Here is a 23379-nt window from a genome sequence, read left to right on the forward strand (position 1 = left end):
TTTTCTACTCCCGTCCTTTATACTACATTATAGAGAGCATTATCAATAGAAATTCTCAACTGTTTGGCTAATTCTTGAATATTCGGTTCGATGAATATCGAGAAATGATCCCCTGGAACTTCAACCACCTCAATCGGTTGGCTGAAACATTTACCCCAACCTAGCAAGGGGTCATCTGTATGAAATTCTGGATTTTCAAAGTCATGAATAATGTCTTTTTTTGCTCTCAATAGAGTCATGGAGTGAGGATAAACGTGCGGAACATAATCTCGCATGGCTTGGACATGAGCTTTGAAAAGTTTGTAATGGCGGAGAAAATTCTTCATCTCTGTATCGCTAAAGATGAAATTAGCTTTTTTATTCACCAAATGAAATTGCTCATCCACTGGTAAATCTCTCAGTTCCTCAAAAGGAAGAGAAAAGTCTATATTATTGTTAGTTTTGATGGATTCAGCCATGCGGAGTAAGAATTTTGCATCATCATCTTCTGCTGGTTTAATAACAGTTTCTGGTAATATAGCGTCAATGACAACTAACAAGCCTACCGTTTGACCCTGCCTTTGCAATTGTTGCGCTATTTCAAAAGCAAGGACACCACCGTAACAATGACCCCCTAAAAGATAAGGACCATTCGGTTGTACCTGACGAATTTTTTGCAGATAGCGAGATGCTGTCTTCTCTACGGAAATAATTTCTGGTTCCTCTTCAGAGGAAGGATCTTGTAATGCATAAAATGGATAGTCCTCACCAAGTTTTCTGGACAATTTAAAGTAAGCATTAACACCTCCACCAGCGCCATGCATACAGAAGAAAGGAATCTTGTTACCATTTGACTGAATTGTGACCAGATGAGAATTGGAACTCTCACGGAATGGCTGACTGACAATAGTCGCTAGTTTTTCAATTGTCGGGTTTTCAAAAAGAGTAGACAGGGAAAGATTGTGCCCAAATCGGTCGTGAATTTGAGCCATTAAGCGTACAGCTAAAAACGAGTGACCACCCAAGTCAAAGAAGTTATCTGTTACCCCAATCGAATTAATATTCAGGAGATTTTCCCAAGTTTTCACCAAACTTAATTCTGTAAAATTTCGGGGAGCAACGAAGGATTTCGTAGTGTTTGGTTGGATACTATTGTCAATGGGAAGCGATCGCTTGTCAATTTTACCATTGGGTGTGAGCGGCAGAGCATCCAATACCACGAAAGCAGATGGTATCATGTAATTCGGCAGTTTCCGTTGCAAGTCGTGCAACAATTGTGATATGATGTCTTCCCTATCAGTGACGACATATGCAATCAGACGCTTTGAGCTTTGAGGATCATCTTGGACAGTGACAACAGATTCTCGCACATCTTTATGTTGTGCGATCGCATCTGCAATTTCTCCTAATTCCACGCGGAAACCTCTGATTTTTACTTGGTCATCACGGCGACCAAAATACTCAAGATTTCCATCGTTAAGATAGCGCACCAAGTCACCAGTTTTATAAAGTTTGCTTCCTGGGACAAAAGGATTATTAATAAACCGTTCTTGAGTTAATTCAGTCCGATGCAAATATCCATTTGCTAGTCCATCACCACCAATATATAGTTCACCAACAACTCCCACAGGTGTTAGTTGCAAATGGCTGTTCAATACATAAACCTGAGTATTATCAATAGGACGACCTATAGGAATACTAGTTGCTTGTTTTGGTAATAAACTCGTGTCATAGTAAGTAACATTAGCAGAAACTTCCGATGAGCCGTAGAGGTTTATCAACTTTGCAAATGGCATCAATTGGAAGAAAGTTTGGACTAAGTTAACAGACAGCGCCTCTCCACTCGTTATCCAGAGTTTTAAATGCGATAAATTCTTAGTTAGATGACTATAATTATCTAAGAGTAAACGCAGTAGTGAGGGGACAAGTACAATCCGCGTAACTTTGTGATGTATTAAGGTTTCTATGAACAATTGTGGGTCTAGTACAACTGCATCTGGAATAATAACAGTGGGTATACCCTGAAGTAAGGGAGCAAAAATTTCCCATACTGAGTCTACAAAACTAATGGCTGTTTTCTGACAACAAACTTCCCCTGATCTGAAAGGATAGGTTTTCCACAACCAGTGTAAGCCATTGACTGTACCGCGATGAGTTCCGAGAACACCTTTAGGAGTTCCAGTTGAGCCAGAAGTGTAGATAATATAGGCGAGATTATCAGCTTTTGACGGACTGATAAGATTTTCCTCACTTTCTTCAGCAATTTCGTTTTTGTGGATGTCCAAGCAAACAGTTTTAGCTGAAGAAGCTGGGAGTGTTTCTAATATCTCTTGTCGAGTGATTAACACCGATGCTTGAGAATCAGAGAGCATGAAGCCAAGGCGCTCTATCGGATAACTTGGATCGAGGGGAATATATGCACCGCCAGCTTTGAGAACAGCTAAAATCCCCACGACCATTTCTGGTGAACGTTCCAGACAAATGGCGACAAGAGTTTCTTTTGTGACACCCTGTCTTTGTAGATAATGAGCTAGCTGATTAACCCTCTGATTGAGTTGGCGATAAGTTAGTTGTTCTGTTTGGCTAATTAAGGCTAATGCATCAGGCGAACGCTCTAATTGCTGCTCAAATAGTTGATGAAGAGAGATATCTTGAGGATAATCTGCATAAGTATGATTCCACTCGAATAATAGTTGCGATCGCTCTTTAACATTCAGTAGTGATAATTCTGAAATATGTTGCTCTTTATTTGTAACAATCCGTTCCAATAAAGTTTGGAAATGACTAATAAATCGGGTAATTGTTGCATCCTCAAAAATGTCTGTATTGTATTCCAAAAACCCTGTTAATCCCTGTTGAGATTCAGACATTGATAAGAAAATATCCAACTGTGCTGTACCGCTATCAAACTGCAAAGTACGCAAGGTTAAACCAGAAACTTCTTGCACCGACATTGGGCTATTTTGCAGGACAAACATCACTTCATAAAGTGGATTCCGGCTCAAGTCTCGCTCAGGTTGCAATTCTTCTACAAGCATCTCGAAAGGTAAATCTTGATGTGCATAAGCATCCAGAGTTACCTCACGTACTCGATGTAGAAGTTCGCCAAAGCTGGGATCGCCAGTGAGGTTATTACGCAACACCAAAGTATTCACAAACAAACCCAGCATTCCTTCTAGTTCGGCTCGGTTCCGGTTTGCAATTGGAGAACCAATGAGGATATCTTCTTGCTCTGTGTAGTGGTATAGCAATATATTAAATGCTGCTAGCAGAGTCATGAATAAAGTGGCATCTTCTCGCTGGCTGAATTGACTTAGTGCATTTGTCAGGGTTTTGGAGAAGGTAAAATATTGTTTAGCTCCAGTAAAAGTGGTAACATTTGGTCGGGAACGGTCTGTTGGTAACTGTAGGACAGGTAATTCACCACTGAGTTGTTGTTTCCAGTAATTGAGTTGGGTTTTGAGTAGTTCACCTTGTAAGCGATCGCGTTGCCAAATTGCAAAATCTGCATACTGAATAGGGAGTTCAGGTAAAGGAGAAGGCTGATTTGTAGATAAAGCTGCATACAGCTTTGCCAACTCCCCCAAGAACACACCAATAGACCATCCATCCGTAATAATATGGTGCATAGTCAAAAGGAAAATGTGTTCTTCTTCACCCAAGCGCAGTAAAGTTGCTCTGACGAGAAGTCCAGTCGCTAAATTGAAGGGTTTTTTGGCTTCCTCGGCTGCAAATTGTTTAACCTCTCCTTCCCAATTTTTGCCAGATAAATGTTCCAGCTTGATAATAGGTAGTTCCCAAATTAATTCCGGTGCAATCTCCTGCACTGGCTCTCCATTTATGAGTACAAAAGTCGTGCGCCAAACCTCATGCCGCTTGATAATTTCATTAAGACTTTGCTGGAGTGCCGTAATATTAAGTGACCCTTCTAAATGAAAGGCGCTTGGAATATTATAGAAGGAACTCCCGTGATAAAGTTGGTCAATAAACCATAGCCTTTGTTGGGAGAAAGACAAGGGAATATTGTTCGAGCTTTGTCGCTTGGGAATCGTATCAGCTTGAAAATTACCTCCCTTCCATTTCTCTAGAAGGGCTTTTTTGGCGGGTGATAAGTTAGAGTATTTTTTATCCATTGTTAATAGTTTTTTGTAATTATTAAGTCATGATTTGTCTTTTAGGCATCTTGTCTGTAGTAAAGTAAATTTTTTGTAGATGTGTAGCGGCTACCGCAGATGACACAGAGAGAATGAATCAATTCAAAATTCAAAATTCAAAATTAAAGACAGACAGACACTTCGCGGTGGGGTTTCTACCTCCCTTGGGAAACAATGATTCTTTCGCGCCACTTGCGGGCAAGGTTTTAAACCTCACTTCTTTTCATAAAGAATTTCACATTCTTATTTAGGATTGCGATAAGTGGATAAGAATTATAGTAGGAGGAACGGCCACACTACGACTTACTAACCAAAAGAAGTTCTACTTCTTCGTCAGATAATTCTTCAATTTTCTCTAACAAAAGTTGTTCCATCATTTCTGCCTGTTTAGCTGGTATCATTGCTTGGAGTAGAAGGTCACGCAGTGGTAATTCCACTGGAAAGTTTGCTCGCAATCGAGAAACAAGTTGAGTTGCAATCAAGGAATCTCCTCCCAATTCATAGAAGTTGTCATAAATACCGACTTGTGCAATTCCTAGAACTTCTTGCCAGATTTCGGTAATTTGTTTTTCTAATTCGTTAGTCGGAGCAACATAAGAATTACCAAGGTTAGGTCTAGAATAGCTTGAGGATGAGTCTACTTGACTGGAAGATTTTGAATCTGGTAGAGAGTTGAGATGAAATGTACGCTCGCACCTAGCTTGAAAATCTACTGTGGAAACAACAACCTGAGTTCCCTCTGCTAAAGAAAGTATCCGTTTAAATACTTCTACACTTTCTGTCTCGGTGATAGCTAATTCCATCCCAGATGCTTGTCCAAGTGTTTTTTGTTCTGGGATTGCATTGAGTTGTAACTTATCCCAATTTATGACTTTCCAAGGCAAAGAGTTAGTTTGATTATGTCTCTGACTAAAAGTATCTGTTAACTGGTTAACTCCTGAGTATAAAGCTAACCCAAATCCTCCCAAAATGGAAGATAAGGAAGAAAGAATGATACAAAAATCTAACTTTCTATTCTCTAAGACTTCTTCTAATACAGTCATCTTCTGACGTTGAGAATCAAGCAGTTGTCCTAACTCTGTCAGACCAATTTCTGGTATCGAGCCAAATATATTTTCGCGTGTTCTTCCAGTTGAATAGATAACTCCATGAATTTGACCAATTTTCTCAGGTGCTAGACTCTGGTGCATTTGTTCATAGTTAGTTGTATCTGCACGCACTACCAAAACTTCTACATCCAAATCCCCTAATTCTTGCAGTGTTTGGATTTTATGACTCACCTCATCTTCAGTATTGTGAGTTTCAAGCCATTGCAAGTATTCCTCCTTTTCTGGGAAAGTGGAAGTCTCGATAAATATGAGTTTTGCTTGTAGAGTTTTTGCCAAATATTGGGCTAAGACAACTCCAAGACTTTCCAGCCCCCCAGGAAATAGATAAACACCTTGTTTCAAAAGTGGTATTTTTTCTTCAACTGCTGACTCTAAACGTACTGGCTCAAATGTTTGCACCCAACGGTAGCGATCGCGATATGCAACAACTAAATCAGGCGAAAAATCCGTAAATTCACTGAATAAATGGTCAATAATATGACTTTCACAATTTCCTCCTCTCTCTGCATCCTTGGCGATGGATACTTTGCGGTCAGGGCGGAACTCGTCTTGGCGGTTCGTTAAAACAACATCAATACTCCGACAAGTGATATTGGAATATTCCTGAGGAATAACTTTACATAAACCTAACACCGTTGCTTTCTCTGGGTCGATAATCTCATTACCATTAACCTCCTGAATCTCACTCGATATAACCCAGATTTGCAAGCGATCGCTAATTTTGAGACTACTAAGAGTCTGGGCTAAAAACAACAAACTGTTTAATTCAAAATATTCACCTAATTGCCGAGTCTCAAAAGTACTCAGACTCCATAAATGAGCAATATTTTGAGGAATTTTACCTAATCTCAACAGTTCTTTGAACAATGCATCATAGTCATTGTGGTTTTGCGGATCAATAGCATAAACTCCTTCACTCAATTTGGTAAACTGCTCTCCCACCTTCACCGCAATGACATTTTTACCACTCTGTTGAAGTCTATTAACTAACTGAGAACCAACCCCAGACTCATCAATAAACAACAACCATCCTTCATTCCCTATTTCTTCGCCAGATGCAGAGGTTGAATGAGGTAGTAAGGAACGTTTCCATGAAGGAATATAGAACCAGTCAGCAATGTCGGGTTTTTTACCGAGTGACACTGGAGTAGTCGGCTGATCAATTCCTTGTTTTTTAGGTTCAATCCAGTATCTTTGTCGCTCAAAGGGATAAGTAGGCAAAGGCAGACGATGACGCTGCTCGTGAGTATAAAATCCTGACCAATCTATTTCTACACCAAATAACCATAGCCGACCTAATGTCTGTAACAAAAAGCTAACATCTGATTGTTTTTCTTTAGCATGAGCTAAAGAAGTTAGCACAATTTGTTTTGCTTCTGGCAATAGATGTTGCCTTGTTAATGTGCTTAATGTTCGCCCCGGACCTACTTCTAAGAAAATACCTTCAAACTGTTGTAACAATTGAGATATTCCATCTGAAAATCTGACAGTTTGTCGCAGATGTTGACCCCAGTAAGTGGGATTTGTTGCTTGATCATCTGTAATCCACGTACCAGTCACATTGGAAATGAAGCGAATACGTGGTGGGTTTAGCTTCACCTTGTTCACGGCTTGCACGAATGCTGCCAAGATTGGTTCCATCATCACAGAATGAAACCCATGAGATGTATGCAACAGCCGACATTCTGTTTCTTGTAAAGATAATTGCTTTTGGAATCTGTCTATAGCATCAATTGAACCAGAAACTACGCATGAGGATGGACTGTTGATAGCTGCTATTTCTACAGATGCGCCATCTCCCCTGTGTACATCCAAAAGAGATTGGACATCTTTTGCTGCAAGTGGAATAGCAAGCATACTCCCTCTGGGCAATTGTTGCATCAATTGTCCTCTTTTTGCCACAATCCCTAAAGCATCTTCTAGAGAGAATACACCTGCAATTGTTGCGGCGATATATTCCCCGATGCTGTGACCAATCATCGCCTCTGGACGCACTCCCCATTCCATCCACAACTGTGCTAAGGCATACTCAATCACAAACAGTGCGCTTTGGGTGATTGCTGTTTGTTGTAATTTTTCAGTAGCTGCTTCAAGGAGTTGTTCCTCTGGAAAGAGTATATGACGGATGTCAAGATTCAGATGGAGTTGAAGAATTTGGGCGCAAGTATCAACATATTTTTTGAAAGTGGGTTCAATTTCGTACAGTTCCCGCGCCATATTCACATATTGTCCTCCTTGTCCAGAAAAGATGAAGATGACTGGACGGTGACTGGGCTTGTGATGGGAAGTAAAAACACGTTGTGCGTCTTGGGATGTCAGCACTTCGACTGCATCATCTTGATTATGACAAACTAGTATGCGGCGGTAGTCAAATGCTCGACGACCCACTTGCAAGGTGTGAGCCATATCCGGCAGGTTAATCTCAGGATGTTGCTGGAGGTAAGTCGCTAAGTTGGCTGTGGTAGTTTCCAGGGCTGTACTGCTTTTGGCACAAAGCAGCAACAATTGCCAAGGGCGGGAACTACTTGAGGGTTCAACAACTGGGGCTTCTTCCAAGATGAGATGAGCGTTAGTTCCTCCAATACCAAAAGAACTTACTCCTGCTCGGCGAGGAGTGTCGTTGCTTTTCCATTGTGATAATCTGGTATTGACGTAGAAAGGACTATTGGCAAAATCTATCTCAGGGTTGGGTTGTTCAAAATGCAAACTGGGCGGTATCTGTTTATTTTTCAGTGCCATGACCGTTTTGATTAAGCCAGTCACACCAGCAGCACTATTGAGATGTCCAACATTGGTCTTTACTGAAGTAATGGCACAAAAGCCCCTTTTTTTAGTACCAGCTTCAAACACTCTCTTAAGGGCACTAATTTCAATAGGATCTCCCAGGGCTGTACCAGTTCCGTGAGTTTCGATGTGGGTAATTGTCTCTGGATTAAACCCGGCGATCGCAACAGCCTCGGCAATAACTTGAGCTTGACCAACTACACTAGGAGCTGTATAACCCACTTTCATTGCACCATCGTTATTGATGGCTGAACCTTTGATTGCTGCGTGAATAAAGTCACCGTCTGCTAAGGCATCCTCTAATCTCTTAAGCACCACAATGCCCACCCCGTCACCGAAAATAGTTCCCTGTGCTTTAGCATCAAAGGCGCGACAGTGACCATCGGGAGAATTGATACCGCCTTGTTCATAGAAATAACCTTGTTTTTCCAGAGATTGTATTGAAATACCACCTGCCAAAGCCAGATCACACTCATAGTTTAGCAATCCTTGGCAGGCCGAGTGAACAGCTACCAATGAGGTGGAGCAAGCCGTACCAATGTTGATGCTTGGGCCTTTCAAGTTCAATTTATATGAAACGCGTGTAGCTGCATAATCCTGACTATTGCTTAGTACAGTTGAAAGACCCATTGATTTGATGAGGTCAGGGTGGGAATTCAAATTCCTGAGAAAATAGCTACTCAGGTTGGTTCCCACATAAACACCAGTCAATCCTTTGCCTGCTTCGGGGTCATAACCAGCATTTTCCAGCGCTTCCCAGGCACACTCAAGGAGAATACGGTGTTGCGGGTCCATGATTTCGGCTTCCCTTGGCGAGATATCGAAGAAGGTAGCGTCAAACATTTCAATATCAAAAAGACGAGCACCAGCTTTTACGTACTGAGGGTCACGCAGCCATGCTCGGTCTATGCCTGAATCTTCTAATTCTTCATCACTGAAGAAAGAAATGGACTCCTGTCCATTGCACAAATTCTCCCAAAATTCATCAACACCTTTGGCTTTAGGAAAACGACCGACCATACCGATTACGGCTATGCCTTTGATGGAATCGTGGATTTGTTGATTATCCATCTGCCTTCCTCCTTTGTTTCATTAATTGTCTTTTTTCTTGCATAGCCGCTTCTTTTTTGCTGGCGCGTTCATCAGCTTCCTGAAATGTTGGTTCTTCAATCTGTTTTCCGCTGAGATTTTCCACCAAAGCACCTATAGTTGAATACTCAAAAAGGTCAGCGATCGATAAATTTTTGTTTAAGGTTTTTACAAGTTGACTGCGAACCTGAATTATCAGTAGTGAATCTCCTCCTAATTCAAAGAAATTATCATTCCTGCCAACCTCTTTAATCCCCAGAACTTCTTGCCAGATATTAGCAATCTTTTGCTCAATTTCATTTATGGGAGCTATGTAGATATTTTCTAAATCAGGTCTGGGATGGAGTGATAATGAATTTGCTTCTTGCCTAACTACTTTCTCCAGCTTAATCCATTGAGCAATCCTAGCTTGAAGTTCTCCAGTCGAGATAACAACATGATTAAATTCACACCAGTTCAAAATCTTTTGAAAAGCTTTGACACCTTCTTCTGGCTTAATAGCTAATTCCGCCACACTTGTGCCCACAGATGTACTTTGTTTATTTTCTTTTTCAAGTTGCCAGCCATCCCAACTGACACTGATCCACGAGATAGGATGATTCTGATTATGTTGGTGTACGAAAGCATCCATGAAGAGATTGGCTGCTGAGTAGGCAACAAATCCTAATCCTCCTAAAATAGATGACACAGAAGACAGCAATAAACAAAAATCAAGCTCTCTGTCTTGCAAAACTTTTTCTAATACTAAGAGTCCATCTACTTTTGGTTTAAACTGCTGCTCACAATCAGTTTTGCTGATCTTTTCAATAACTGCAAAAGACTTGCCTCTAAGAATTCCAGCAGCGTGGATGACACCGTTAAGTTGACCAAACTGCTGTTGAGCCAGGGCGATCGCCTTTTGCATTTGTTCTGTATTGCTGACATCAGCGCTTACCACCAAAACTTCTGCACCCAGTTGTTCGAGTTGTTGCACTTTTTGAATCTTGCGGCTCGTGCTATCAGTTTCATCATGAGTAAGCAACCATTGTTCCCACTCATCTCGATTGGGGAAAGCAGAACGTCCGATCAACAGCAGTTTTGCTTGTACAGTTTTAGCCAAGTATTCTGCTATCACAAGTCCGATACCTCCGAGTCCACCTGTCATTAGATAGACTCCCTGTTCCCTTAATCGTGTCTTGACAATTTTCGCTTCATCAAAGCGCACTGGCTCAAAAGTTTGTACCCAGCGATTAGTACCTCGGTAAGCAATCACTTTGTCAGAGGTCGGAACTGTCAATTCTGCTACTAATCTTTCTGTGAGTTTTTCTTCTTGCCAACTTTCACTAACAGGAAGGATAACATCAATACTCCGACAACTGATATTCGAGTATTCTTGAGATATAACATTAACTGCTCCAAGTAAAGTTGCTTTTTCTGGACAAAGCACCTCAGTTTCTGTGACTGACTGTAGGCTGTTAGAAATAACTATAATTTGAAAATCATCTGTAGTTTTCTGTCTTCCCAAAGCTTGAGTAAGAAATAGCAAACTATAAAATCCTCTTTCTTGAGCTTTGTCAACTTCTTCAAGTTCTAATTCTTTCTTATCAACAGGTGTGACACTCCACAAATGAACAATTGTTTTTGGCAACTTCTGTTGTGTGAGAAGTTCTTTGATTAAGGCATCGTAATCATAATTGTTTTGAGGATTAAGGGTATACTGGCACTTGTTGAGTTTGGTGAACTCACCTCCGACTTTTACAGTAATGACATCCTGGTTTTGTTGTTTTAAGTGTTGAACCAGTTTATTACCTAAATCACACTCATCAATAAACACTAAAGTACAAGATAATTCATCTGCTAGTTCCTTGTGATCGAGCCGTGCTGGCAGTAAAGATGGTTTCCAAAAAGGAATATAGAACCAGTCAGCAATGTCAGGTTTTTTACCGAGTGACACTGGAGTAGTCGGCTGATCAATTCCTTGTTTTTTAGGTTCAATCCAGTATCTTTGTCGCTCAAAGGGATAAGTAGGCAAAGGCAGACGATGACGCTGCTCGTGAGTATAAAATCCTGACCAATCTATTTCTACACCAAATAACCATAGCCGACCTAATGTCTGTAACAAAAAGCTAACATCTGATTGTTTTTCTTTAGCATGAGCTAAAGAAGTTAGCACAATTTGTTTTGCTTCTGGCAATAGATGTTGCCTTGTTAATGTGCTTAATGTTCGCCCCGGACCTACTTCTAAGAAAATACCTTCAAACTGTTGTAACAATTGAGATATTCCATCTGAAAATCTGACAGTTTGTCGCAGATGTTGACCCCAGTAAGTGGGATTTGTTGCTTGATCATCTGTAATCCACGTACCAGTCACATTGGAAATGAAGCGAATACGTGGTGGGTTTAGCTTCACCTTGTTCACGGCTTGCACGAATGCTGCCAAGATTGGTTCCATCATCACAGAATGAAACCCATGAGATGTATGCAACAGCCGACATTCTGTTTCTTGTAAAGATAATTGCTTTTGGAATCTGTCTATAGCATCAATTGAACCAGAAACTACGCATGAGGATGGACTGTTGATAGCTGCTATTTCTACAGATGCGCCATCTCCCCTGTGTACATCCAAAAGAGATTGGACATCTTTTGCTGCAAGTGGAATAGCAAGCATACTCCCTCTGGGCAATTGTTGCATCAATTGTCCTCTTTTTGCCACAATCCCTAAAGCATCTTCTAGAGAGAATACACCTGCAATTGTTGCGGCGATATATTCCCCGATGCTGTGACCAATCATCGCCTCTGGACGCACTCCCCATTCCATCCACAACTGTGCTAAGGCATACTCAATCACAAACAGTGCGCTTTGGGTGATTGCTGTTTGTTGTAATTTTTCAGTAGCTGCTTCAAGGAGTTGTTCCTCTGGAAAGAGTATATGACGGATGTCAAGATTCAGATGGAGTTGAAGAATTTGGGCGCAAGTATCAACATATTTTTTGAAAGTGGGTTCAATTTCGTACAGTTCCCGCGCCATATTCACATATTGTCCTCCTTGTCCAGAAAAGATGAAGATGACTGGACGGTGACTGGGCTTGTGATGGGAAGTAAAAACACGTTGTGCGTCTTGGGATGTCAGCACTTCGACTGCATCATCTTGATTATGACAAACTAGTATGCGGCGGTAGTCAAATGCTCGACGACCCACTTGCAAGGTGTGAGCCATATCCGGCAGGTTAATCTCAGGATGTTGCTGGAGGTAAGTCGCTAAGTTGGCTGTGGTAGTTTCCAGGGCTGTACTGCTTTTGGCACAAAGCAGCAACAATTGCCAAGGGCGGGAACTACTTGAGGGTTCAACAACTGGGGCTTCTTCCAAGATGAGATGAGCGTTAGTTCCTCCAATACCAAAAGAACTTACTCCTGCTCGGCGAGGAGTGTCGTTGCTTTTCCATTGTGATAATCTGGTATTGACGTAGAAAGGACTATTGGCAAAATCTATCTCAGGGTTGGGTTGTTCAAAATGCAAACTGGGCGGTATCTGTTTATTTTTCAGTGCCATGACCGTTTTGATTAAGCCAGTCACACCAGCTGCTGTATCCAGATGTCCGACATTGGTTTTTACCGAACCAATGGCACAAAAGCCTTTTTTGTTCGTGCTGGCACGAAAAGCTTGTGTGAGAGCCTTGATTTCAATGGGGTCTCCTAACGGAGTTCCAGTACCATGTGCTTCCACATATGTGATAGTCTCAGGTTCGACTCCAGCTAAGGCAAGCGCCTCTAAAATGACCTCCCTTTGACCATCAACACTGGGGGCTGTGTAACCAACCTTTAAAGAGCCATCGTTATTGACAGATGAGCCTTTGATTACCGCATGAATACAGTCACCATCGGCGATCGCATCCTCTAATCTTTTTAATACTACCACACCTAAACCACTGCCAACAGTAGTTCCTCTAGCTTTTGCATCAAAAGCTCGGCAGTGTCCGTCAGGAGATTTAATCCCTCCTTCTTGATAGCGATAACCAGTTTTTTGTGGCACTCTTATGGAAACACCACCAGCTAAAGCAATATCACTTTCACCATTGAGCAAACTTTGGCAAGCTAAATGGACAGCAACCAATGATGTGGAGCAAGCAGTCTGAACATTGATGCTCGGTCCTCTGAGGTTTAACTTGTAAGAAATTTGTGTGGGCAGAAAATCTTTGTCGTTTCCAATTAAAATTTGGAAGCTGTCTACTGATTGCATCAAATCCCGGTTATGATATAAGTTTGAAAGTAGATAGTTACTTACAGCTACACCAGCGAAAAGACCAATTTGACCACTATAGGTTTGGGAGTCGTAGCCAGCATTTTCTAACGCTGACCAAACACATTCTATAAAAAGACGGTGTTGTGGGTCTGTAATTTCGGCTTCTCTAGGAGAAAAATTAAAAAATGAAGCGTCAAATAACTCTATATTTTCTAGTCCAGCACCTGCTTTTACGTACAAAGGATCATTCAGCAATGTTGGATTTATCCCAGCAGATACTAGTTCTTCATCCGTGAAAAAAGAAATAGACTCTACACCATCTCGGATGTTTTGCCAAAAACTCTCAACGTTTTGAGAATCAGGAAAACGACCAGCCATACCGATGATAGCTATTTCGTCTTTCTCATTTAAGTTATTGAAGTTATTGATTACATTCATAAACTAAAAAATATTTGGTTCCTCAGTACTTGTGATGCTAAACTAACAATCAAAATGCCATGCAATCTCTGAAGCAATCTGAATCTGGTCATTTAAAACCGCATCGATATCTTCTTCAGTAGTTAGCGGGTTTGCAAGTACTGCACGCAAAGCAATGATCGGAATTTCTTTGCCAAATCTGGTAGTTGTTTTTGTAGTTCGCGAGATAAAAGTACGACCTATTTGGCGCTGGGTTTTTTGTAAGCGTTCATTAAATTCATCGATAAGCTTATTCTCGGTTTCAGTCAACTGTTTTTTGTCCACAAGCTCTCTCAATGGCTCTGGAATATAGCGATAGAGCAGCAGGTTTGTATCAGGTTCTTCTAATAACTCAAACTCCGGCTTAGTACAGATTCGATCTGCCATATATTGAGTTTTCCGAATTCCTTCATCAATTAAAAATTCATATCCTTTAAGTCCAATCAGATTTAGCCCAGCATGTAAAAATAAAGCCATCCCTGGTCGAGAACCTTCTAAAGCACGTTTGCCTAAATCAAATGACCCCTTACGTATGGTGTAGCTTGCTTGCTTTTCAATTGCTCCCGCCTTATGTGGATCGCGGAAAAAGACCATACCAATGCCCATTGGCAGATATAATTGTTTATGTCCGTCAATGGTCACTGAATCAGCCTGTTCGATACCAGCAAGCTTGTGGCGATGTTGTTGGGAAAAAATCAGTGGTCCACCCCAAGCAGCATCTACGTGAAAATGAACATTCGCTTCTTGTGCAATCTCTGCAATCTCGAAAAGCGAATCCACTCCACCTGAGTCTGTGGTGCCAGCAACGCCTACAACACTAATAATAAGCAGGTTTTGGGCACGAGACTCCACAACGGCTTGGCGTAGTGCTTGTATATCAACTCGATTGTTACTGTCAGTGGGAATTTTAATCAAACGATGTGTACCAATACCCATCAAATCCGCAGCTTTATCAAAAGAGAAATGCATCAACTCAGAGCCAATAATTACTGCTCCTTTGTAGCCGTAGAAATCTAGGGCCGCAGCTAAACCTTCTTTTTCTACGCCACCAAACTCATCTTTTGCTCCCAAAGCAGCATTTCGGGCGCACCAGAGTGCCGTGATATTCGCTACTGTTCCGCCGGAAACCAAGATTCCCAGTGTACTTAGGTTATTTTGAATATGTTGAGCGTAGAAACTATCAGAAAAGTTGTAAATTAGTCGATGCAACATCGCCAAAGCTTCACGTTCACAGAAGCTTAGGGCTTTAGCTGTTTCTATTTTGACGGCGTTTTGGTTCATTGCCGTCATCAGTTTGGCAACAGGGCGCACAAAACAGGGAAGCGCCGAGGTCATGTGACCGATAAATTGTGGCGAGGATGTATGTATTGAATGAGCTACAACATTGTTGCCTAAGTATTTGAGATAGCTTTCAAAATTAGCGGGTTGAATAGGTATTTGACTTTGAGAGAAATTGCTTACTAAAGAGTCTAATTTAATATCAGTGTTGGGATCACTTTTGCTTAAAAAACTCTGGGAAAAATTGTTAGTTATTTCATCTATTTCTTCTTCAATAGAGCTTGCTTGACTAGATGAAGCAAAAAGTTGCATCACTTGTTCTTCAATCTCACAATTCAAGGCTTGCTCAGTCTCAAAAAGATAACTTTGGTTTGGCATTTCTTGTTTGCTTAATGTCATTTTATATTGTTGTAATAATTTGGTTTTTGCTCTATTGCCAATGCTCGTTTAATTCTTACAGTTTATTCGTCTTATTGAAATGAAACACCTTTTTGTGCTGCTCGATGTTCAATTCTTGCTTGTTTTCGGCGCTGTACCGAAGCGGTTATGGTTTCAGAGCGATGAGAATGTTGTGTAAAAGACTGTTGTTCGCTTGATTCCTGACCAAGATATATAGCTAGACGGTTTATCGTTGGATATTGAAACATTTCAACTAGTGGAAAATCTCGCTGAAATTTTTTTTGTAACTTGCTATGAACCTGAACCAAGAGTAATGAATGACCGCCGAGTTCAAAGAAATTATCATAAATTCCTACGTCCTCGACATGAAGTACTTCTTCCCAGATATTAGCAATAACTTTTTCGATCTCGGTTTGGGGTGGTTGATAAACCGCTTCTAATTCAGGACGTGCTGTATCAGGTGCAGGCAGCGCTTTGCGGTCTACTTTACCGTTAGGTGTGAGTGGTAGTGCTTCTAGCATGACAAAAGCTGCTGGCACCATGTAGTTTGGCAGCTTTGACTCTAGGAAGTTTCGTAGTTCAGTAATTGTTAGTCTTTGCTGTGTTTGAGGGACGACATAGGCAACTATTCGTTGAGAATCAGCTGAATCTGAGCGAACGACAACTATAGTTTCTTGTACTGCTGGGTATTGACTCAGGTGTGCCTCAATTTCTGCAAGTTCAATGCGGAAACCACGGACTTTAACCTGGTCGTCGATACGCCCAATGTACTTTATCTCTCCATTGGGTAAATAGCGGGCTAAGTCTCCAGTTTTGTAAAGACGTGTTGCTAATTTATTGCTAAAGGGGTTAGGGATAAATTTTTCAGCAGTTAGTTCGGGACGGTTTAAGTAGCCTCGAGCGACGCCAGCACCGCCGATGTACAGTTCACCCAACACGCCAATAGGGACGGGTTGGAGATATCGATCTAGGATATAAAGCTGGGTATTTGCGATCGCACGACCAATTGGAATCCCATCAGATAGCTGAGTTTGAGCGTCAACCTCATAAACACAGCATCCAACAACAGTCTCAGTTGGTCCGTACTCGTTTATTAGTTTGGTTGAAGGTGCTGCTTCTCGCCAAAATGAAACGCTCTTTCCTGATAAGGCTTCCCCACCAATAATAAATGCCCTTGTTTGATTGTTGGCTGACCAATTAGGTATTAAGAAGCTGAGTAAATCTAAATGAGCTGGGGTAATTTTGACAAGACTGAACTGACTTTGAGAACATAAGATGGCAGCCAGGGCTTCTATTTCTTGCTTTTGTGCAAGAAGTACTACTTTTTTTCCTACTAATAAGGGAGAGAATAAGCTGGTAATAGTCGCATCAAAACCAATCGAAGAGTGGACGGGAGCGCCAGACCCATCTGCTACTGCATACGCTTTTGTACACCAGCTAAGATAATTGACGAGTCCTTGGTGGATGATGAGTGTCCCCTTAGGCTGACCAGTAGACCCGGAGGTATAGATGACATAGGCGTTGTTGCTAGTAGTTACCTCAGTTAGGGAATTTTCCTTGTTTTCTTGAGCAATAAGGAGCCAATCAGTATCTAAACAAACGACTCTGGCTTGGTGTTGGGGCATGGCTTCCACTAGCCGCGCTTGAGTTAGCAGCACTGCCACTTGGGCGTCTTTTAGTATAAAGCTTAACCGTTCTTGAGGATAAGTGGGGTCTAGTGGTACATAAGCACCACCGGCTTTGAGGATGCCCAATAATCCCACTATCATATCGAGCGATCGCTCCACACAAATTCCCACCAGTACCTCTGCTCCGACTCCCAAGGAGCGCAGGTAGTGCGCTAGTTGGTTTGCACGTTCGTTGAGTTCCTTGTAGGTTAACTGTTGGTCTTCAAACACCATAGCTACTGCATCGGGTGTCCGTTCCACTTGGGCTTCAAACAACTGATGGATGCACTGGTCTTTAGGATACTCAGCCTGAGTATCATTCCACTTCACTAACAGCGCTTTCTCGGCTTCAGTTAACAACGGTAACTCTGAAAGTCGCTGCTGTGGATTAGCAACAATCCCAGAGAGTAAGGTTTGCAAATGCTCTGCCATCCGGCTGATGGTACTTTTCTTGAATAAATCAGTATTGTACTCTAAGCTGCCAACTAATCTCTGTGCTGTTTCCCTGATCGACAGAGTTAAATCAAATTTAGCATTACCACTCTCACTTTCCAGAGAACTTAAAGTTAAACCTGGCAATTCTAACGCGGACATCGGTGCATTTTGAAGCACAAACATCACTTGAAACAGTGGCGTGTGACTCAAAGAACGCTGTGGTTGCAGTTCCTCAACTAGTTTTTCAAAGGGCAAATCCTGGTGAGCATAGGCTCCTAGTGCCATTTCCCGCACGCGAGTCAGTAGCTGCTTAAACGTGAGATGACCTGCCAAGTTCGTTCTTAATACCAGGGTATTGACAAAAAATCCAATCAACCCTTCTATCTCGGCCCGGTTGCGGTTAGCGATCGGCGAACCCACCACAATATCTTCTTGCCCTGTGTATCGCCATAGTAGAGTCTGGAAAGCTGCTAGCAGCGTCATAAATAAAGTACATCCTTGCTGCTGGCTCAATTTATTCAAGGCTTGTGATAGTTCTTGAGATAGCTCAAATGAATAACTGGCGCCCCGAAATGTCTGAACGGTAGGACGTGCGTGGTCAGTGGGTAACTCTAGTACTGATGGTGCACCTTCTAACTGCTTTTTCCAGTAGGATATCTGGGATTGTAGTACCTCTGCTTGTAGCCATTGCCGCTGCCAAGCAGCGAAGTCTGCATATTGGATTGGCAGTTCAGCTAACTGTGTTAGCGTAGCGTGCCGCAGGCTAGGTTGCTCAGTACAGAAGGCTTGATAAAGTGTTGCTAATTCACGCACTAGTACGCCGATTGACCAACCGTCAGAAGCAATGTGGTGCAGCGTCAGTAGTACTATGTGCTCTTGTTCTCCAAGGCACAGTAGTTTCACTCGCAGCATTAGGTCACTTTTGAGGTCAAATGGTTGTTGTGCTTCAAAGTCTGCCAGGTGTCTGACTTGAGCTTGTTGTTGATTTGAAGATAACTCACTAATATCTACTACGGACAACAGTAGCGGTGTGACTGATGAGATAATTGCTACAGGTTCTCCTTGTGTTGTCTGAAAATTTGTTCGCAACGTTTCGTGGCGGCGTAGAATTTCGTTAAAACTTTGTTGTAGTGCTTCTTGGTTCAATTGTCCCTGTAGGCGAACAGCAGCACGGATGTTGTAGAAGGGGCTGTTTTGTTCTAATTGGGCAAGGAACCATAGCCGCTGTTGGGCAAAAGATAGGGGTAACTTTTGCGAGCGGGAAATTCGCTCAATGTTTGCCGTTTCGAGTCCCAAACCTACCTTGGTGGCTTTTTCTATTTCTTTGGCTAGCCCAGCTATTGTTGGTTGTTCAAATAAGCGACGTAAAGGAAGTTCTTGCTGAAAAACTTGCCGCACCTGGGAAATAACGCGAGTCGCTAGCAGGGAGTGTCCTCCCAACTCGAAAAAGTTATGATGAATGCCTACTTTTTCAAGACCAAGCACCTCTGCCCAGATTCCTCCTAGCATTTGCTCTATTGGTGTGGAAGGAGGAGTAAAATCGGATACTAGCTGTGTTGCATCAGGCACTGGCAGTACTTTACGATCCACCTTACCATTGGGTGTGAGTGGTAGTGCTTCTAGGATGACAAAAGCTGCCGGCACCATGTAGTTTGGCAGCTTTGACTCTAGGAAGTCTCGCAGTTCAGTAATTGTTAGTGTTTGCTCTGTTTGAGGGACTACATAGGCAACTATTCGTTGAGAATCAGCTGAATCTGAGCGAATGATAACTACAGTTTCTCGGACTGCTGGGTGTTGGCATAGAAGTGCTTCAATTTCTCCAAGTTCAATGCGGAAACCACGGACTTTAATCTGGTGGTCGATACGTCCAATGTACTCTATCTCTCCATTGGGTAAATAGCGGGCTAAGTCTCCTGTTTTGTACAGACGACTAACTTTTGAGTTTTCAAACGGGTTGGGGATAAATTTTTCTGCTGTCAGTTCCAAGCGGTTTAAGTAGCCACGTGCTAGTCCATCCCCACCTATGTGCAGTTCCCCAGGTATGCCTATAGGAGCCGGCTGTCCTGTTGCATCTAAGATATAGATTTGCGTATTGGCAATTGGACGACCAATGCTAACATGTTCTGGCATTGACGCTTGTGGGCTAATCCTGTGATGGGTAACATCCGCAGATACTTCCGAGGAGCCATAAAGGTTTAATAGAGTGCTTTGCGGCAAAATCTCTCGAAATTGCTGTAGTATATTGATCGAAAGTACTTCGCCACTGCTAATCCATAGGTTCAATAAAGGTAGCCGCAACTGGAGGTTAGTATATGTGTCTAATAGCACACTCAATAGTGAGGGAACAAGTACTAGCCGTGTCACATTGTTAGACGCAAGTGTTTTCACCAACTGTTGTGGGTCTTTGAGGATATTGTCGGGCACAATCACTGTGGGCACACCTTGCAGTAAAGGTCCAAAAATTTCCCATACTGAATCCACAAAGTTTAAGGATGTCTTTTGGCAACAAATTTCTGCTTGCATAAAAGGATAGCTCTGCCACATCCAGTGAAAGCGATTGACTGCGCCGCGATGCAGACCGAGTATTCCTTTGGGTTGACCTGTTGAGCCAGAGGTGTAGATGACGTAAGCCAGGTTGTCGGCTTTTGAAATACTGACAGGGTTGTCTTGACTTTGTTGGGTAATGATATTCCAATCAGTGTCCAGGCAAACTACCTGTGCTTGATGTTCAGGAAGTTTCTCTCCCAACTGCTGCTGAGTTAGCAGTAGTGGTACTTGAGAATCCGACAACATGAAAGCTAAACGTTCTTGTGGGTATGCTGGATCTAGCGGTACATAAGCACCACCTGCTTTCAGGATGCCTAGCAGACCGATGATCGTACAGAGCGATCGCTCTGTGCAAATTCCCACCAATACCTCTGGTCCTACTCCTAGCTTTTGCAAGTAGTGCGCCAATTGATTGGCTCTTGCGTTTAGTTCACAGTAGGTTAGTTGCTCCGATTCAAACGCTACTGCTACAGCATCGGGCGTGCGTTCTACTTGAGCCTCAAACAATTGATGGATGCACTGGTGTTGGGGATACTCAACAGAGGTATCATTCCACTCCACGAGTAATTTGTGTAGCTCAGTTTCCGTTAAAAGCGGCAACTGTGAAAGGCTATATTCCGGATTAGTAACAATACTCTCTAGTAAGGTCTGAAAATGTTCTACCATCCGAGTTATGGTAGTGGTATCAAACAGATCAGTACTATATTCAACCAGCCCTTTTATTCCTTGCTCTGTTTCCGATAAATTGAAACGTAGCTCAAACTTTGCTGTCCCATTATCAAAGATCAAGGGACTCACACTTAGATCAGAAAGCTCTAATTGTTCGACTTTTGCTAGTTGCAGATCAAATTTGACCTGAAACAGAGGTACCATTTGGTTCAGATTTCGCTCTGGATTCAAAACATCCACTAGTTTATCAAACGGGAGGTCTTGGTGGTCATAAGCCCCCAGCGTGACCTCACGTATCCGACGCAGTAACTCTCGAAAAATAAGATTTCCAGACAAGTTAGTACGCAACACTAAAGTGTTGATCAAAAAGCCAATTAATCCCTCAGTCTCGACCCGATTACGGTTAGCGATATCAGTTCCAACAACAATGTCATTTTGGTTAGTATATTTATGCAGTAAAACTTTAAATGCTGCTAATAATAATGTAAATAATGTTACCCCTTCCTGAACACTCAAAGCTTTGAGTGCATTGGATAGGGTTTTAGATAACTCCAAAGACTGTTTTGCACCTTTATAAGTTGCAACAGCGCTTCTAGGTCTGTCAGTAGGCAGATATAGAATAGGAACGTTAGACAGTTGCTGCTTCCAGTAAGACATCTGGGCTTCTAAAACCTCTCCTTGCAGATATTGTTGCTGCCAAATTGCCCAATCTGCATACTGGATTGGCAGTTCAGGTAATGGAGAAGGTTGCTCACTAGAAAAAGCTTTGTAAAGGACTGTCATTTCCCGAACAAATACACCCACAGACCAGCGATCAGAGATGATGTGATGTATTGTTAGCAATAGCACATACTCTGTCTTTTGCAACTGTAAAAGAGCTATCCGCAGTAATGGTTTGGTGAGGTCAAAAGGTCGCTGAGCTTCTGCAAGAGCAAGTCTTTGAGCCTCCTGCTCTTTGTTAGGTGCTTCCTTAAGATCAATAATTGGTAATGTTATGGATTGGGCTGAACCAATTACCTGAATTGGCTGTCCCTCTGAATTGGTAATAAAAGTTGTCCGCAAGCTTTCATGACGCCTGACAATCTCTGTAAATACTTTTTTTAACAGTCCCACGTTCAGCTGACCTTCAAGACGTAAGGCGCTAAAACCATTGTAAGCACTGTTGTCAGGGTTTAATTGCTGGAAAAACCATAGCCGATGCTGAGCAAAAGACAAAGGTAACTCTTTATGGCCTTTCCTTTTAGATATTTCTATTTGAGATGTTTCTAAAGTTTTTAGATTACTCAAACCTTTCTGCTTGAGTCGTTTCTCAAATAGCATCCGTTGCTTTGGAGAAAGATCTGCAATTTGTTGATAAAAATCACTCATTAGCTTTTACCTACAAAAAATAATACTCAAAAAAATGACTATCTCAAAGCAACTAACTTATTAACTGAGTAATACCATTTTTTCTTTATTGGTATTACACATATCTTTTAAATCTTTAAGATAAGATAAACTTGCCATGACAGCATCAAAATTTGGGTTGAAGTCGATAAGACAAGCAACTTCATCAACATCAGCCTGTTTCAGACGCTCAATCATTTGCATACAAGTTGTTTTTGAGCCAATCAAAGTTCTTCCTTTGATCCACCCTTCATAGGCAAACCGTAAGAGACTATTTATATCTGCTTCTGTGAATTTATCTAAACTTACATTGATACCAGAATTCTTTGCTAAAGTGTCAAGTAGCTCTACATGAGTCTTCAGATAATTACAAAAAGGTTCTCTCCCTTGTTCTTTTACAGTATTAAAGTCTTCTCCTACAAAGGTATGTATCATCATTGCTACTTTTCCTGCTTTAGGATTGTAACCATGTTTTGCTAAAGATTCACGATACAGCGATATTTGTGGAGCGACTTCTTCTAAGGTTCCTCCCAACAAGGAAGTGAGTATGTTAGCACCCATTTTACCAGCTTCAATAAATGTTGTGTTTGATTGACACACAATCCAAGTCGATAGCTTACACTGTATTGGTCGTGGAAATGTCTTGACCTTGAAGGCTTTTCCAGTTGCATCTTTGAGTTCAACTTGTTCACCTTCCCAAAGCTTCTGAACTGTCTGAATTCCACGCCACATGGTTTCCCTGCGATTGGCATGACTTTCAGTAGAAAGGACAAAGTCGTCTACCGTCCAACCAGAGGCAAAAGCAAGAGCAACTCTACCGTTTGAAAGATTATCAACCACAGACCATTCTTCAGCAACTCGCGCTGGATTATGAAGTGGCATGACAACACTACCTGCACGTAATTGAACTCGCTCAGTTACCATCGCTAGTCCTACACTTATCAACGATGGGTTGGGGTAAAGTCCTCCAAATGAGTGAAAATGCCGTTCCGGAGTCCAGACTGCGGAAAAACCATTTTTGTCTGCGAATTTTGCACTTTCTATTAATAGATTATACTTGTTTGCTTGAGTTTTAGAACCGTCACCTGAAAAATAAAATAGGCTAAATTCCATATCTTAATTCCTCAAATTATCTAAAAAAACTATCCAATTTTTGATTATCTTGTTAGCGACATTAAACAGTTCGTCGTTAATGAAGTTTTGAAGTT

The 23379-nt window shown here is 41.8% G+C and carries 6 protein-coding genes; all 6 read right to left on the bottom strand.

Going from position 1 to position 23379, the window contains the following annotated elements; genetic code table 11:
- Positions 1-17: 17 nt before the first annotated feature.
- On the bottom strand, positions 18-4112 hold the full coding sequence (locus V7K27_RS27285; RefSeq protein WP_334951458.1) for an amino acid adenylation domain-containing protein: 4095 nt from the start codon (positions 4110-4112) through the stop codon (positions 18-20).
- A gap of 317 nt (positions 4113-4429) precedes the next feature.
- The gene (locus V7K27_RS27290; RefSeq protein ID WP_334951459.1) at positions 4430-9097 is read right to left on the bottom strand and encodes a type I polyketide synthase; all 4668 of its coding nucleotides are present in this window, start codon (positions 9095-9097) and stop codon (positions 4430-4432) included.
- Positions 9090-13772 (bottom strand): type I polyketide synthase, encoded by a 4683-nt coding sequence (locus tag V7K27_RS27295; protein ID WP_334951460.1) that lies wholly within the window; start codon positions 13770-13772, stop codon positions 9090-9092. The genes V7K27_RS27290 and V7K27_RS27295 overlap by 8 nt, the downstream gene beginning before the upstream one ends.
- Positions 13773-13814: 42 nt before the next feature.
- Complete coding sequence (panP, locus tag V7K27_RS27300; RefSeq protein ID WP_334951461.1) at positions 13815-15467, bottom strand: pyridoxal-dependent aspartate 1-decarboxylase PanP; 1653 nt, start codon at positions 15465-15467, stop codon at positions 13815-13817.
- A 71-nt stretch (positions 15468-15538) separates the two neighbouring features.
- Complete coding sequence (locus tag V7K27_RS27305; RefSeq protein ID WP_334951462.1) at positions 15539-22153, bottom strand: amino acid adenylation domain-containing protein; 6615 nt, start codon at positions 22151-22153, stop codon at positions 15539-15541.
- Positions 22154-22213: 60 nt separating this feature from the next.
- Positions 22214-23284, bottom strand: a complete 1071-nt coding sequence (locus tag V7K27_RS27310; protein ID WP_334951463.1) for an LLM class flavin-dependent oxidoreductase — start codon at positions 23282-23284, stop codon at positions 22214-22216.
- Between the last annotated feature and the right edge of the window lie 95 nt (positions 23285-23379).

The organism is Nostoc sp. (genome assembly GCF_036919575.1).
GTDB lineage: Bacteria > Cyanobacteriota > Cyanobacteriia > Cyanobacteriales > Nostocaceae > Nostoc.

Coding starts and splice junctions, on each gene's coding strand:
- V7K27_RS27285 (WP_334951458.1), bottom strand. CDS start 4,112: ATGGATAAAAAATACTCTAACTTATCACCCGCCAAAAAAGCCCTTCTA.
- V7K27_RS27290 (WP_334951459.1), bottom strand. CDS start 9,097: ATGGATAATCAACAAATCCACGATTCCATCAAAGGCATAGCCGTAATC.
- V7K27_RS27295 (WP_334951460.1), bottom strand. CDS start 13,772: ATGAATGTAATCAATAACTTCAATAACTTAAATGAGAAAGACGAAATA.
- panP (WP_334951461.1), bottom strand. CDS start 15,467: ATGACATTAAGCAAACAAGAAATGCCAAACCAAAGTTATCTTTTTGAG.
- V7K27_RS27305 (WP_334951462.1), bottom strand. CDS start 22,153: ATGAGTGATTTTTATCAACAAATTGCAGATCTTTCTCCAAAGCAACGG.
- V7K27_RS27310 (WP_334951463.1), bottom strand. CDS start 23,284: ATGGAATTTAGCCTATTTTATTTTTCAGGTGACGGTTCTAAAACTCAA.